This window comes from Allobosea sp. TND4EK4, from assembly GCF_900156025.1.
Lineage (GTDB): Bacteria > Pseudomonadota > Alphaproteobacteria > Rhizobiales > Beijerinckiaceae > Allobosea.
In genome coordinates, this window is sequence record NZ_FTMO01000004.1 from 164,811 (window position 1) to 179,184 (window position 14,374).

The following is a 14,374-nucleotide window of genomic DNA, read 5'->3' on the forward strand; positions in this document are numbered from 1 at the left end:
TGGCTCGCCGGTCAAGAGGACATTCTGCCCGAAGGGCAGGGACCAGAAGCATGAACCAGACGACGCGCCTGTGGGGCGGACGCTTCCGCAAGCCGCCCGATCCACGGTTGATGAAGCTGTCGAGCGCAGCCGGCGAGCATGCCCGGCTGGTGCCGCAGGACATCGCCGGCAGCCGGGCCCATGCGGCCGAGCTCGAGCGGGCGGGACTGCTCAGCGCGGCCGAACGGGCTGCGATCGTCGGGGCGCTCGACAGCATCGCGGCCGATGCCGCCGCCGGAAGGCTCGTGCCGACCGAGGCGGACGAGGATGTCCACACCTTCATCGAGCGCGTGCTGACAGAGCGGGCCGGGCCCGTCGGCGCCAAGCTCCGGGCCGGGCGCTCCCGCAACGACCAGGCCGCGAACAACCTCAAGCTCTATCTGCGGCAGAAGGCACGCCCGCTCGCCGGCATGCTGGCCGAGCTGCTCGGAGCCATCGCCGACCAGGCCGAGGCGCATGCCGCAACCGTCTGCCCCGGTTTCACCCATCTCCAGAACGCCCAGCCGGTGACCTTCGGCCATTGGCTGATGGCCCATGGCCAGGTCCTGCTGCGCGACGCTTCCCGGCTCGCCGATTGGGAAAAGCGGGCAGGCCAGTCGCCGCTGGGTGCGGCGGCCTTCGCGGGTTCCGCCATCACGCTACAGCCGGCGCTGAGCGCGGAGGCGCTCGGCTACGAGTCGCCCTTCGAGAATTCCGTGGATGCGGTGGCGGCACGCGACCATGTCGCCGAGTTCCTGTTCGTCGCAGCCCTGACGCTGACCAACCTCTCGCGCCTGGCGGAGGAGGTGACGCTGTGGACCTCGCGCCAGTTCGGCTGGGTGACGCTGGATGACGGTTTCGCCACCGGCTCGTCGATCATGCCGCAGAAGAAGAACCCCGACATCGCCGAAATCTCGCGCGGGCGGGCCGCGCGGCTCGCCGGCGACGTCGTGACGATGCTGGGCGCGTTGAAGGGGCTGCCGCTTTCCTATAACCGCGATCTGGCGGAGGATAAGCGCGCCGCCTTCGACGCGGTCGACGTGCTGGAGGAGGTGCTGCCGGCCTTCGCCGGGCTGATCGCCAGCATGGAGGTTCATCCCGGGCCGATGCGGGCGCAGGCGGGGCTTGGCTTCACGCTGGCGACGGAGGTCGCCGACCATCTCGCGCGCAAGGGCATCCCCTTCGCCGAGGCGCATGAGATCACGGGGGCGCTGGTGCGCTATTGCGAGGATATGGGGCGCGAGCTGGAATCGCTCGATGCCGTCGATCTGAGGGCGGTCGATCCGCGGCTCGATGCCGGCGTGCTCGACTGCCTGACGCTCGACGCCGCCGTCGCGGCGCGCAGCGGCCATGGTGGCACGGCACCCTCGCGCGTGATCGAGCAGGTCGGCCGGTTCCGCGAGACGCTGTCCGGCGTGTCGCGCTGGAGCCGCGAGGGCGCGCCATGACCGTGACCTCCTCCCGGATCGACGCCGGCGATCTCGCGCAGGTCGCTGGCCTGCGGATCGTGCCGAAGCGCTTCTACGGGCGCTGGGTCGCGGCGGCGCTGATCGTCGCGGTGCTCATCTGGCTCGGCGTCGCCTTCGCCAAGGGCGATATCGCCTGGCCGGTGGTGGCGCAGTTCTTCACCGCCCCGGCGATCCTCTCCGGCCTGACGAACACGCTGATCATGACGGTCTGCGCGATGGCGCTGGGCATCGTGCTCGGTGTCGTCTTCGCGATCATGTACATGTCGCCGAACCCGGTGCTGCGCGGGGTGGCGCTGTTCTACATCTGGTTCTTCCGCGGCACGCCGCTGCTGCTGCAACTGCTGATCTGGTTCAACCTGGCGCTGGTGTTCCCGACCATCGGCATCCCCGGCCTGTTCTCCTGGCGCACCATCGACATCATCGGGCCGTTCATGGCGACGCTGCTCGGCCTCGGCATGAACCAGGGCGCCTATACGGCCGAAGTGGTCCGCGGCGGCATCCTCTCCGTCGACACCGGCCAGACCGAAGCCGCCAAGGCGATCGGCATGACGCGTCTGACGACCTTGCGGCGGATCGTGCTGCCGCAGGCGATGCGCGTCATCATCCCGCCGGTCGGCAATGAGGTGATCAGCATGGTGAAGCTGACCTCTGTGGCCAGCGTGATCCAGTATGCCGAGATCCTGCGCAACGCGCAGACGATCTACTATGCCAATGCCCGCGTCATCGAATTGCTGATCGTGGCCGCCGGCTGGTATCTGCTCGTGGTGACCCTGCTGCAGATCGGCCAGTATTTCCTCGAGCGGCACTTCTCGAAGGGCAGAGGCGTGCGGCGCAAGGTGAAGCGCGCCGCCGCGCAGGAGGAGCCGGCATGAGCGCGGCCGAGATGAAGGCACCTGCGATCGTCACGGTCGCGCATGTCAGCAAGGTCTTCGGCGAGCTGAAGGCCCTCAATGACGTCTCGCTTGCGGTCGCTTCGGGGGCCGTGCAGTGCATCATCGGGCCGTCGGGCTCGGGCAAGTCGACGCTGCTGCGCTGCATCAACCAGCTTGAGAAGATCGACAGGGGCGCGATCAGCGTCGATGGGGAACTGATCGGCTATCGCCGCGCCGGCGACGAGCTGCACGAACTGAACGATGCCGAGATCGCGCGCCAGCGCCTTGCGACGGGCATGGTCTTCCAGCGCTTCAACCTGTTCAACCACATGACGGCGCTGCAGAACATCATCGAGGGGCCGCTGACGGTGCTGAAGCAGCCGCGCAAGCAGATCGTCGCCGAGGCGATGGCGCTTCTGGAGCGCGTCGGCCTCGCCGACAAGCGCGACGCCTATCCGAGCGAATTGTCGGGCGGGCAGCAGCAGCGCATCGCCATCGCCCGTGCGCTGGCGATGAAGCCCAAGCTCATGCTGTTCGACGAGCCGACCTCGGCGCTCGACCCGGAGCTGGTCGGCGAGGTGCTGACGGTGATGCGCGATCTGGCGGCCTCCGGCATGACGATGATCGTCGTCACGCACGAGCTCGGCTTCGCACGCGAGGTGGCGAGCGACGTCGTCTTCATGGACAAGGGCGAGATCGTCGAGCAAGGACCACCGCAGACGGTTCTGGTGGCGCCGCGCCAGCAGCGCACCCGCGACTTCATTGCCGCCGTGCTCAAGTGAGCGTGTCGGCGAGATCGATTTTCAGAACGTTCATCAAAGGGAGAGACCCATGCTTCGCACCACACTGACGGCGGCCCTGCTCGCCGCCACCACGCTCGCCGCGCAGGCGCAGGCCCTGCCGGAGCGGATCAAGACCGCCGGCAAGCTCGTCATCGCGACGCAGCCGAACTATCCGCCGATCGCCTTCAAGGACCCGGCGACCAACCAGCTCTCCGGCTTCGACATCGAGCTCGGCGAGGCGATCGGCAAGGAGCTCGGCGTCAAGGTCGAGTGGCAGGAAACCGCCTTCGCCCAGATGCTGCCCTCGATCCAGACCGGCCGCGTCGACATGGCGATGGCGGGGATGAGCGACCTGCCGGCCCGCCGCGAGCAGGTCGATTTCGTCGACTACATGGTCTCGGGCGCGCAGTTCTATACGGTCACGGCCTTCAAGGACCAGATCAAGGCTGCCGAAGACCTCTGCGGCAAGAGCGTTGGCGCCAGCCGCTCGACCAACTGGCCGGTCCAGATCGGCGAGTGGAGCCAGGCCAATTGCGTCGCCAAGGGCAAGCCGGCGATCAACGTGGTCGGCACCGAGGGCTCCGTCGATGCCCGCACGCAGATCAAGACGCAGCGCCTGCAGGGCGCGGTCCAGGGCAGCGAGACGATGGGTCATTTCCAGAAGCTCGAGCCCAACACCTATATCCCGCTTGGCAAGCCCTTCACGACGACGCTGGTCGGCATTCCGGTCGCCAAGACCGCCGAGGGCGCGCAGCTGCGTGACGCGGTGAAGGCCGCTCTCGACAAGCTGCAGGCCAATGGCGGCTATCAGGCGCTGATCCAGAAATACGGGCTGGTGGACAACCCGCTGAAGCCGATCTCGATCAACAAGGGCCAGTGACCGTTTAGGCGAGGACAGCGCGGGGAGCCCTCTCCCGAATGGGAGAGGGCAGGGTGAGGGGATGGCCCTTGGGCGCTTTGCTGTGACCTGACCGCTGCTGCGGTGAGCGCCTTGCTCCGCTGGTCCGGGGCCGACACCTCACCCCTGCCCCTCTCACTGATCCCGGACTTGCCCGAGATCAGCGGTTCAAGTGTCGAAGTCGGCAACAGCCGACTTCGAGCCAGGAGAGGGGCTTCCCGCGACGCCGTTTCCCGCGACGCCCTTGCCCGCGCCGCGGCGCTGCCGTAACCGGGAGGGGCTTTCTCTCCGGACCGCACCTCCCGCACCATGACCGCCTCGATCACCGACCGTTATGCCGCGCTCGTGGAGTCCGGCGCCATCGAGCGCGATCCGGCGCAGGTCGCGGTGGTGAAGACGCTGCAGGGGCTGAGCGAGACGCTGGCGGCGCGGCGGCTCGCCCGCAAGGGCAGCGCGCTCGGCTGGCTCTTCGGCCGCAAGGCGGACACGGCGCAGGCTCCCAAGGGCCTCTACATCTGGGGTTCGGTCGGCCGCGGCAAGACCATGCTGATGGACCTGTTCTTCGAGGCTGCGCCGGTGAGGCGCAAGCGCCGCGTCCATTTCCACGAGTTCCTGGCCGATGTGCATGGCCGCATCGGGGTCTACCGCCAGAAGATCAAGAGCGGCGAGGTCAAGGACGCCGATCCGATCGCGCCGGTGGCGGCTGAACTGGCCGAGGACGCTTATCTGCTCTGCTTCGACGAGTTCACCGTCACCGACATCGCCGATGCGATGATCCTGGGGCGGCTGTTCACGGCGCTCTTCGCCGCCGGCGTCGTCGTGGTGGCGACCTCCAATGTCGAGCCGTCGCGGCTCTATGAAGGCGGGCTAAACCGCGCGCTGTTCCTGCCCTTCATCGAGTTGCTGCAGACGAAGGTCACGGTGCTGAAACTCGATGCGCGCACCGATTTCCGGTTGGAGAAGCTGGGCGGGGCGCCCGTCTATCATGTCCCGGCCGACGACAAGGCGAGAGCGGCCCTCGATGCCGCCTTCAAGGCCCTGTCCGGCGCGGCCGAAGGCAAGCGCAGGGTGCTGACCGTGCAGGGGCACGATCTCATCCTGCCCCAAGCGGCCGCCGGCGTGGCGCGGGCGAGCTTCGCCGATCTCTGCGCGCAGGCCTATGGGGCCTCGGACTACATCGCGTTGGCGCAGCGTTTCCACACGCTGGTGCTCGACGACATCCCGATCCTGGATTTCGACCGCCGCAACGAGGCCAAGCGTTTCATCATCCTGATCGACACGCTCTACGAGCATCATGTGAAGCTGGTCGCGTCGGCCGCGGCGGAGCCGCACGAGCTCTACCGAGCCGCGCGGGGGAGGGAGGCGTTCGAGTTCGACCGCACCGTCTCGCGGCTGATCGAGATGCGCTCGGAGGAGTATCTCGCCAAGCCGCATGGCCGGCCGGATTCGACGGCCAGCGGTGATACCACCGGGCTGGTGGAGACGTGAGCTGCGCTGTCTCTGATCATGGCGCTGTCATTGCGGGCAAGCCACGACGCTGGGCCGATCCGGTATCCATGCCTGACCCCTTGCCGGAGGCGCTCTGCCACGGATCCCGGGGCAAGCCCGGGATGAGGGTGCGTTTCCGGGGCCAGTCACAGCAGGGGCAGGGCTGACCCATGCCGCAGCGCGAGCCGAGCGAGACCCGCATCCTCTCGGTCGCCGGCGAGCATCTGCGCCGGTTCGGCCTGAAGCGCTTCACCGTCGTCGCCGTCGCCGAGGAGGCGGGGATGACGCATGCCAATGTCTATCGCTATTTCCCGTCGCGGGTGGCGCTGGTCGATGCCGTCGTCGATGTCTGGCTGAAGGCGACCGAGCGCAAGCTCGCCGACATCGCCGACGGGCCTGATCCGGCCGACGACAAGCTGGAGCGGTTGATCCTCGGCCTCGCCAAGGCCAATCGCGACCTGCTGCACGAGGAACCGCATCTCTTCGCGGCGCTCTCGCTGGCAGTGGCGAAGCGCCATGCCATCAGCCGGCGCAACCGCACGCGGGTGAGGGCGCTGTTCGAGCGGGTCGTCGACGAGGGGATCGCGACCGGCGTGTTCGAGCCGCGCGACCGGGACCGGGCGATCGCCTTCGTGATCGACGCCACGCACCGGTTCATCCACCCGGCTTCGCTGGCGCTCGAAGGCGATGTGCCGCAGGCTTCCGTCGATGCCCGGCTCTCGACCCTGATCCGCGTGATCCTGCGGGTGCTCGGCAGCGGCATCGTCTGAAATCAGGTTACGAATTACAGAATTCGTAGATTGTCATCGGGGCTTTTTGGAGCCTTTCGACGCGAAAGATGGCTCGGAGGCCTCCGCAAGTCATTGAAAAATAGAGGCATGGTCTCGCGCGCGCGTTCGGGCGCGCGTAGCGCCGCGGAAAAGCCGCTTTTTTCGCAAGGCTTGCGGCAAAAGCCCGGTCTGGGCCAAAGGAACGCACGGTTTCGCCGGCTTGCCGGCTTCTCGCCTGGCCATGTCTCCCATGGCCCCGAACATGAAGGACACGCCATGGCCCGCAAGAAGATCGCCCTCATCGGTTCCGGCCAGATCGGCGGCACGCTCGCCCACCTCGCCGGCCTCAAGGAACTGGGCGACGTCGTGCTGTTCGACATCGCCGAGGGCATTCCGCAGGGCAAGGGTCTCGACATCGCCGAGTCGTCGCCGGTGGATGGCTTCGATGCCGGCTATCGCGGCACCAACACCTATGAGGATATCAAGGGCGCCGACGTGATCATCGTCACCGCCGGCGTGCCGCGCAAGCCCGGCATGAGCCGCGACGACCTGATCGGCATCAACCTCAAGGTGATGAAGGCCGTCGGCGAGGGCATCAAGCAATATGCGCCGAAGGCCTTCGTGATCTGCATCACCAACCCGCTCGACGCGATGGTCTGGGCGCTGCAGAAGTTCTCCGGCATCAAGCCGAACATGATCTGCGGCATGGCCGGCGTGCTCGACTCGGCCCGGTTCCGCTACTTCCTCGCCGAGGAGTTCCAGGTCTCGGTCAAGGACGTCTCGGCCTTCGTGCTCGGCGGCCATGGCGACGACATGGTGCCGCTGGTCCGTTACTCGGGCGTCGCCGGCATTCCGCTGCCGGATCTCGTCAAGATGAAGTGGACCACCCAGGAGCGCCTGGACGCGATCGTCGAGCGCACCCGCAAGGGCGGCGGCGAGATCGTCAACCTGCTCAAGACCGGCTCGGCCTTCTATGCCCCGGCGGCCTCCGCGATCGCCATGGCCGAAAGCTATCTCAAGGACCAGAAGCGCGTCCTGCCGGCCGCGGCCTATCTGCGCAACCAGTATGGCGTGAAGGACATGTTCGTCGGCGTGCCGGTGGTGATCGGCGCCAAGGGCGTCGAGCGTGTCGTCAAGATCCGCCTCAACGGCGCCGAGAAGGAGATGCTGGCGAAGTCGGTGGCGTCGGTCCAGACGCTGATCGACGCCTGCAAGTCGGTCGACTCGTCGCTGGCGTGAGCCGGGGGCAGGCAGTCGGCAACAGGCAGTCGGAAACGGCCGCCCTTCACCCGACTGCCTCTTGCCGACTGCCTACTGCCTGAGAATTTCCCCTCATCAAGGGACCGGAGCACATGAACATCCACGAATACCAGGGCAAGGCCATCCTCAAGGAGTTCGGCGCGCCCGTCTCGGCCGGTTTCCCGGCGCTGACGGTGGCGGAAGCCGTCGAGGCCGCCAAGAAGCTGCCCGGCCCGCTTTATGTGGTGAAGAGCCAGATCCATGCGGGCGGCCGCGGCAAGGGCAAGTTCAAGGAACTCGGCCCCGACGCCAAGGGCGGCGTGCGTCTCGCCAAGTCGGTCGAAGAGGTCGAGAGCCACGCCAAAGAGATGCTCGGCAACACGCTGGTGACCGTGCAGACCGGCGAGGCCGGCAAGCAGGTCAACCGCCTCTATATCGAGGACGGCTCGGACATCGAGAAGGAGTTCTACCTCTCGGCCCTGGTCGACCGCGCGACCTCGCGCATCGCCTTCGTGATCTCGACCGAAGGCGGCATGGACATCGAGACCGTCGCCCATGACACCCCCGAGAAGATCGAGACCTTCTCGGTCGACCCGGCCACCGGCATCATGCCGCATCACGGCCGCGCCATGGCGCGCATCCTCGGCCTCTCGGGCGATCTCGCCAAGCAGGCCGGCACCGTCCTCAGCCAGATCTATGCGGCCTTCGTGGCCAAGGACATGGACATGCTGGAGATCAACCCGCTGATCGTGACGACGCAGGGCCAGATCAAGTGCCTGGATGCCAAGGTCTCGTTCGATTCCAACGCGCTCTACCGTCATCCCGAGATCGTCGCGCTGCGCGACACCACGGAAGAGGACGAGAAGGAGATCGAGGCCTCGAAGTATGACCTCGCCTATATCGCGCTCGACGGCACGATCGGCTGCATGGTCAACGGCGCGGGCCTGGCCATGGCGACGCTCGACATCATCCAGCTCTATGGCGAGAGCCCTGCGAACTTCCTCGACGTGGGCGGCGGCGCCTCCGAAGAGAAGGTGACGGCGGCGTTCAAGATCATCACCGCCGACCCGAAGGTGAAGGGTATCCTGGTCAACATCTTCGGCGGCATCATGAAGTGCGACGTCATCGCGCGCGGCGTCATCGCCGCGGTGAAGGCGGTGGGCCTTCAGGTTCCGCTGGTGGTGCGCCTCGAGGGCACCAATGTCGAGGAAGGCAAGCAGATCATCCGCGACTCCGGCCTCAACGTCATTCCCGCCGACGACCTCGACGATGCGGCGCAGAAGATCGTCGCTGCGGTCAAGAAGGCCTGAGGAGCAGACATGTCCATCCTGATCGACAAGAACACCAAGGTCATCTGCCAGGGCTTCACCGGCAAGAACGGGACCTTCCACTCCGAGCAGGCGATCGCCTATGGCACGCAGATGGTCGGCGGCACCTCCCCGGGGAAGGGCGGCTCGCTCCATCTCGGCCTGCCGGTCTTCGACAGCGTCCATGAGGCGAAGGCCAAGACCGGCGCGACCGCGTCGGTCGTCTATGTGCCGCCTCCGGGCGCGGCCGATGCGATCTGCGAGGCGATCGACGCCGAGATCCCGCTGATCATCTGCATCACCGAGGGCATTCCGGTGCTCGACATGGTCAAGGTCAAGCGCTCGCTCGTTGGCTCCAAGTCGCGGCTGATCGGGCCCAACTGCCCCGGCGTCGTCACGGCGGGCGAGAGCAAGATCGGCATCATGCCGGCCAACATCTTCAAGCCGGGTTCGGTCGGCATCGTCTCGCGCTCGGGGACGCTGACCTATGAGGCGGTGTTCCAGACCACGAATGAGGGCCTCGGCCAGACCACAGCCGTCGGCATCGGCGGCGACCCGGTCAAGGGCACCGAGTTCATCGACATGCTCGAGATGTTCCTGGCTGATCCGAAGACCGAGTCGATCGTGATGATCGGCGAGATCGGCGGCTCGGCCGAAGAGGATGCGGCGCAGTTCATCAAGGACGAGGCCAAGCGCGGTCGCAAGAAGCCGATGGTCGGCTTCATCGCCGGCCGCACGGCCCCTCCCGGCCGCCGCATGGGCCATGCCGGCGCGATCATCTCGGGCGGCAAGGGCGGCGCCGAGGACAAGATCGCGGCGATGGAAGCGGCGGGCATCAAGGTCTCGCCCTCGCCGGCGCGCCTTGGAAAGACCTTGGTCGAGGTGTTGAAGGGCTGACCCGCCTCGCGGGCATGGGGCCGGCCTTGAGCCGGCCCTTCAGCAGCACCAATTTCCGGGTCTCGGCACGGGCCATCTCCCGTGCGTGACGCCAACCAGGACGACCGGGCGATGGCTCCGGTCGTCGAAGAACCAGAGGTTCGGGCAGGGGTCCGGGCCTGACGCAGCGGCGAAGGAAGGCAGGAGCATCATGGCTCGCCAGGACAATAACGAGGCTCTCGCGCAGACCGCGTTCCTCTACGGCGGAAACGCGGCCTATATCGAGGATCTCTATGCCCGCTACGAGGCCGATCCCACCTCGGTCGACCCGCAGTGGCAGAGCTTCTTCGGCGCGCTGCAGGACGACAAGCAGTCGGTGCTGCAGAACGCCAAGGGCGCGTCCTGGAAGAAGCCGAACTGGCCGATCGCCGCCAATGGCGAACTCGTCTCGGCGCTCGACGGCAACTGGGCGCAGGTCGAGAAGGCCGTGGGCGACAAGCTCGGCGCCAAGGCCAAGGCCGCAGGTGCCGCGATCTCGCCGTCCGACGTGCAGCAGGCGACGCGCGATTCCGTCCGCGCCATCATGCTGATCCGGGCCTATCGCATGCGCGGACACCTGCATGCCAAGCTCGATCCGCTCGGCATCGAGAGCCGCAATGATTCCGAGGAACTGGCACCGGCCGCCTTCGGCTTCACCGAGGCGGATCTCGACCGCAAGATCTTCATCGACAACGTGCTCGGCATGGAGTTCGCCACCGTCCGCGAGATGGTCTCGATCCTGCAGCGGACCTATTGCGGCACGGTGGGCGTCGAGTTCATGCACATCTCCGATCCCGAGCAGAAGGCCTGGCTGCAGGAGCGCATCGAGGGGCCGGACAAGGAGATCGCCTTCACCAAGGAAGGCAAGAAGGCGATCCTGAACAAGCTGGTCGAGGCCGAGGGCTTCGAGAAGTTCCTCGACCTCAAGTTCACCGGCACCAAGCGCTTCGGCCTGGATGGCGGCGAGGCGCTGGTTCCGGCGCTGGAGCAGATCATCAAGCGCGGCGGCGCGCTCGGCCTGCGCGACATCGTCTTCGGCATGGCCCATCGCGGCCGCCTCAACGTGCTGACGCAGGTGCTGGGCAAGCCGCACCGCGCGCTGTTCCACGAGTTCAAGGGCGGCTCCTACGCTCCCGACGACGTCGAGGGCTCTGGCGACGTGAAGTACCATCTGGGTGCCTCGTCCGACCGCGAGTTCGATGGCAACAACGTCCATATCTCGCTGACGGCCAACCCGTCGCATCTCGAGATCGTCGACCCCGTCGTGCTCGGCAAGGTCCGCGCCAAGCAGGACCAGTTCGGCGACGTCGTCGAGCGCACGAAGGTGCTGCCGCTGCTGATCCACGGCGATGCGGCCTTCGCCGGCCAGGGGGTGGTGGCGGAATGCCTCGGCCTCTCGGGGCTGAAGGGCCACCGCACCGGCGGCTCGATCCACTTCATCATCAACAACCAGATCGGCTTCACCACCTATCCGCGCTATTCACGCTCCTCGCCCTATCCGTCCGACGTGGCGAAGATGGTCGAGGCCCCGGTCTTCCATGTGAACGGCGACGACCCGGAAGCGGTGGTCTTCGCCGCGAAGGTCGCCATCGAGTTCCGGCAGAAGTTCCACAAGCCGGTCGTGATCGACATGTTCTGCTATCGCCGCTTCGGCCATAACGAGGGCGACGAGCCGGGCTTCACCCAGCCGCTGATGTACCGCAAGATCCGCGGCCACAAGACGACGCTGGAGCTCTATGCCGCCAAGCTCGAGGCGGAGGGCGTGATCAGCGCCGCCGAGCTCGACGAGGCGCGCGCGGCCTGGAAGGCGAAGCTCGAGATCGAGTTCGATGCCGGCCAGAGCTTCAAGCCCAACAAGGCGGACTGGCTGGACGGCCGCTGGGCCGGGATGAAGGCGATCCGCGCCGACGAGGACGATCCGCGCCGCGGCGCCACCGGCGTTCCGGCGGAGACGCTGAAGGAGATCGCCGAGAAGATCACGGCCGTGCCGGCGGGCTTCAACGTCCACCGCACGATCCAGCGCTTCCTCGACAACCGCAAGAAGGCGGTCGAGAGCGGCGAGGGGATCGACTGGGCGACCGGCGAGGCGCTGGCCTTCGGCTCGCTGCTGCTCGACGGCAATCCGGTCCGCCTGTCCGGCCAGGATTGCGAGCGCGGCACCTTCAGCCAACGCCATTCGGTGCTGATCGACCAGGAGACGGAAGCCCGCCACACCTCGCTGAACCATATCCGCGAGGACCAGGCGCGCTACGAGGTCATCAACTCGATGCTCTCGGAAGAGGCGGTGCTGGGCTTCGAATACGGCTATTCGCTGTCGGAGCCGAACGCGCTGACCTGCTGGGAAGCGCAGTTCGGCGACTTCGCCAACGGTGCGCAGGTGGTGTTCGACCAGTTCATCTCCTCGGGCGAGCGCAAGTGGTTGCGCATGTCCGGCCTCGTCTGCCTGCTGCCGCACGGCTATGAGGGCCAGGGGCCGGAGCACTCTTCCGCCCGCCTGGAGCGCTTCCTGCAGATGTGCGCCGAGGACAACATGCAGGTGGCGAACTGCTCGACGCCTGCGAGCTACTTCCACATCCTGCGCCGCCAGCTGAAGCGCGATTTCCGCAAGCCGCTGATCCTGATGACGCCGAAGTCGCTGCTGCGCCACAAGCGCTGCGTCTCCGACCTGGCCGACCTCGCCGAGGGCTCGACCTTCCACCGCGTGCTGGCGGACGATGCCGAGCGCGGCAAGTCGACCACCAAGCTGGTCAAGGACTCGAAGATCCGCCGCGTCGTGCTGTGCTCGGGCAAGGTCTATTACGACCTGCTGGAGGAGCGCGAGAAGCGCGGCATCGACGACGTCTACCTGATGCGCGTCGAGCAGCTCTATCCCTTCCCGCTCAAGACGCTGGCGCAGGAACTGTCGCGCTTCAAGGGCGCGGACGTGGCCTGGTGCCAGGAGGAACCCAAGAACATGGGCTCCTGGACCTTCGTCGAACCTTACCTGGAATGGGTGCTGGGTCATGCCGGCGTGAAGTCGAAGCGGCCGCGCTATGTCGGCCGCGCCGCCTCGGCCGCGACCGCGACGGGCCTGATGTCGAAGCACGCTGCCCAGCTTGCCGCCTTCCTCGACGAGGCTTTCGCGGCCTGATCCGATCTGCCGCTGCGGTCTGCCGCGGCGGCATCTTTCCCAGCTAGCGGCGTTCCGGAAAGCGGATTAGCGTTTCCGGTCGATGCATCCGACCGCCAGAGAACGAGACAACAGAGGCCTGACATGGCGACCGAAATCCGCGTACCCACCCTCGGCGAATCCGTTACCGAGGCGACCATCGGCAAGTGGTTCAAGAAGCCGGGCGAGGCGGTGAAGGCCGACGAGCCCCTCGTCGAGCTCGAAACCGACAAGGTGACGCTGGAGGTCAACGCGCCGGCCGACGGCGTGCTGGGCGAGATCGTCGCCAAGGAAGGCGACACGGTCGGCGTCAGCGCCCTGCTCGGCATGATCGGCGAGGGCGGCGGTGCCGCCGCCTCCGCCGCGCCCAAGAAGGACGAGACCGCCGTCGCGCAGCCTGCCGGCAAGACCGGCGGCAGCAGCTCGGCCGATGCGCAGGCCAAGTCCGGCGCCGTCGCCGGCGACACGCAGGTGGCGCCGAAGGCGGGGGCCTCGAACGCCGCCGCCTCCGGCCCGGCCGTGTCGCGCATCGCGGCAGAAAGCGGCGTCGATCCCTCGACCGTTCCGGCGTCAGGCAAGGATGGCCGCGTCACCAAGGGCGACATGCTGGCGGCGATCGCGACCGGCGGTGCCGCCGCGCCGGCGGCCGCGCCCGCCCCGGTGCAGGTCCGTGCCCCGTCCCCGGCCGATGACGGAGCCCGCGAAGAGCGGGTCAAGATGACCAAGCTGCGCCAGACCATCGCGCGCCGCCTCAAGGAGGCCCAGGCCAACGCCGCGATGCTGACCACCTTCAACGAGGTGGACATGACCAACGTCATGGCGCTGCGCACGCAGTACAAGGACGCCTTCGAGAAGAAGCACGGCGTCAAGCTCGGCTTCATGGGCTTCTTCGTGAAGGCCGCGGTGCAGGCGCTGAAGGAGATCCCGGCCGTCAACGCCGAGATCGACGGCACCGACATCATCTACAAGAACTACTACCACATCGGCGTCGCCGTCGGCACCGACAAGGGCCTGGTGGTTCCGGTGGTGCGCGATGCCGACCAGCTCTCTATCGCTGGCGTCGAGAAGAAGATCGGCGAGTTCGGCAAGAAGGCCCGCGACGGCAAGCTCTCCATCGAGGAGATGCAGGGCGGCACCTTCACCATCTCGAATGGCGGCGTCTACGGCTCGCTGATGTCGACCCCGATCCTGAACGCGCCGCAATCGGCGATCCTGGGCATGCACAAGATCCAGGAGCGCCCGATGGTGGTGAACGGCAAGATCGAGATCCGGCCGATGATGTATCTGGCGGTCAGCTACGACCACCGCATCATCGACGGCAAGGAGGCCGTGACCTTCCTCGTGCGCCTGAAGGAAGGCCTGGAGGATCCGGCGCGTCTCGTGCTCGATCTCTGATCGCTATCGACCCTTGTGCCCGGGCTCGTCCCGGGCATTCACGACTTTCCTTCCGGCCTCCAGAGATGCGGAT

The 14,374-nt window shown here is 67.0% G+C and carries 11 protein-coding genes; all 11 read left to right on the top strand.

Going from position 1 to position 14,374, the window contains the following annotated elements:
* Positions 1–50 precede the first annotated feature (50 nt).
* Positions 51–1,466 (top strand): argininosuccinate lyase, encoded by a 1,416-nt coding sequence (argH, locus tag BW981_RS10065; RefSeq protein ID WP_076438677.1) that lies wholly within the window; start codon positions 51–53, stop codon positions 1,464–1,466.
* On the top strand, positions 1,463–2,359 hold the full coding sequence (locus tag BW981_RS10070; protein ID WP_076438679.1) for an amino acid ABC transporter permease: 897 nt from the start codon (positions 1,463–1,465) through the stop codon (positions 2,357–2,359). The genes argH and BW981_RS10070 overlap by 4 nt, the downstream gene beginning before the upstream one ends.
* An 11-nt stretch (positions 2,360–2,370) precedes the next feature.
* Complete coding sequence (locus BW981_RS10075; protein ID WP_076438969.1) at positions 2,371–3,141, top strand: amino acid ABC transporter ATP-binding protein; 771 nt, start codon at positions 2,371–2,373, stop codon at positions 3,139–3,141.
* Between the two features lie 49 nt (positions 3,142–3,190).
* Positions 3,191–4,021, top strand: coding sequence for an ABC transporter substrate-binding protein (locus BW981_RS10080; protein ID WP_076438681.1), 831 nt, complete (start codon positions 3,191–3,193; stop codon positions 4,019–4,021).
* A gap of 327 nt (positions 4,022–4,348) precedes the next feature.
* Positions 4,349–5,527: a cell division protein ZapE gene (gene zapE, locus BW981_RS10085; protein WP_076438682.1), complete on the top strand. Its 1,179-nt coding sequence runs from the start codon at positions 4,349–4,351 to the stop codon at positions 5,525–5,527.
* Between the two features lie 170 nt (positions 5,528–5,697).
* A complete protein-coding gene (locus tag BW981_RS10090) occupies positions 5,698–6,297 on the top strand; it encodes a TetR family transcriptional regulator (RefSeq protein ID WP_076438684.1) in 600 nt (199 codons plus the stop codon).
* Positions 6,298–6,573: 276 nt separating this feature from the next.
* On the top strand, positions 6,574–7,536 hold the full coding sequence (mdh, locus tag BW981_RS10095; protein ID WP_076438685.1) for a malate dehydrogenase: 963 nt from the start codon (positions 6,574–6,576) through the stop codon (positions 7,534–7,536).
* A gap of 113 nt (positions 7,537–7,649) precedes the next feature.
* Positions 7,650–8,846 (top strand): ADP-forming succinate--CoA ligase subunit beta, encoded by a 1,197-nt coding sequence (sucC, locus tag BW981_RS10100; protein WP_076438687.1) that lies wholly within the window; start codon positions 7,650–7,652, stop codon positions 8,844–8,846.
* Positions 8,847–8,855: 9 nt separating this feature from the next.
* Positions 8,856–9,740, top strand: a complete 885-nt coding sequence (sucD, locus tag BW981_RS10105; RefSeq protein WP_076438688.1) for a succinate--CoA ligase subunit alpha — start codon at positions 8,856–8,858, stop codon at positions 9,738–9,740.
* Positions 9,741–9,930: 190 nt separating this feature from the next.
* Positions 9,931–12,888: a 2-oxoglutarate dehydrogenase E1 component gene (locus BW981_RS10110; protein WP_076438690.1), complete on the top strand. Its 2,958-nt coding sequence runs from the start codon at positions 9,931–9,933 to the stop codon at positions 12,886–12,888.
* Between the two features lie 123 nt (positions 12,889–13,011).
* Positions 13,012–14,301, top strand: a complete 1,290-nt coding sequence (gene odhB / locus BW981_RS10115) for a 2-oxoglutarate dehydrogenase complex dihydrolipoyllysine-residue succinyltransferase (protein ID WP_076438692.1) — start codon at positions 13,012–13,014, stop codon at positions 14,299–14,301.
* Positions 14,302–14,374: the final 73 nt, after the last annotated feature.

Excerpts from the sequence above, each read along its gene's own strand:
- sucC (WP_076438687.1), top strand. The coding sequence starts at position 7,650 with ATGAACATCCACGAATACCAGGGCAAGGCCATCCTCAAGGAGTTCGGC.
- sucD (WP_076438688.1), top strand. The coding sequence starts at position 8,856 with ATGTCCATCCTGATCGACAAGAACACCAAGGTCATCTGCCAGGGCTTC.
- BW981_RS10070 (WP_076438679.1), top strand. The coding sequence starts at position 1,463 with ATGACCGTGACCTCCTCCCGGATCGACGCCGGCGATCTCGCGCAGGTC.
- argH (WP_076438677.1), top strand. The coding sequence starts at position 51 with ATGAACCAGACGACGCGCCTGTGGGGCGGACGCTTCCGCAAGCCGCCC.
- mdh (WP_076438685.1), top strand. The coding sequence starts at position 6,574 with ATGGCCCGCAAGAAGATCGCCCTCATCGGTTCCGGCCAGATCGGCGGC.
- BW981_RS10110 (WP_076438690.1), top strand. The coding sequence starts at position 9,931 with ATGGCTCGCCAGGACAATAACGAGGCTCTCGCGCAGACCGCGTTCCTC.
- BW981_RS10075 (WP_076438969.1), top strand. The coding sequence starts at position 2,371 with ATGAAGGCACCTGCGATCGTCACGGTCGCGCATGTCAGCAAGGTCTTC.
- odhB (WP_076438692.1), top strand. The coding sequence starts at position 13,012 with ATGGCGACCGAAATCCGCGTACCCACCCTCGGCGAATCCGTTACCGAG.
- BW981_RS10090 (WP_076438684.1), top strand. The coding sequence starts at position 5,698 with ATGCCGCAGCGCGAGCCGAGCGAGACCCGCATCCTCTCGGTCGCCGGC.
- zapE (WP_076438682.1), top strand. The coding sequence starts at position 4,349 with ATGACCGCCTCGATCACCGACCGTTATGCCGCGCTCGTGGAGTCCGGC.
- BW981_RS10080 (WP_076438681.1), top strand. The coding sequence starts at position 3,191 with ATGCTTCGCACCACACTGACGGCGGCCCTGCTCGCCGCCACCACGCTC.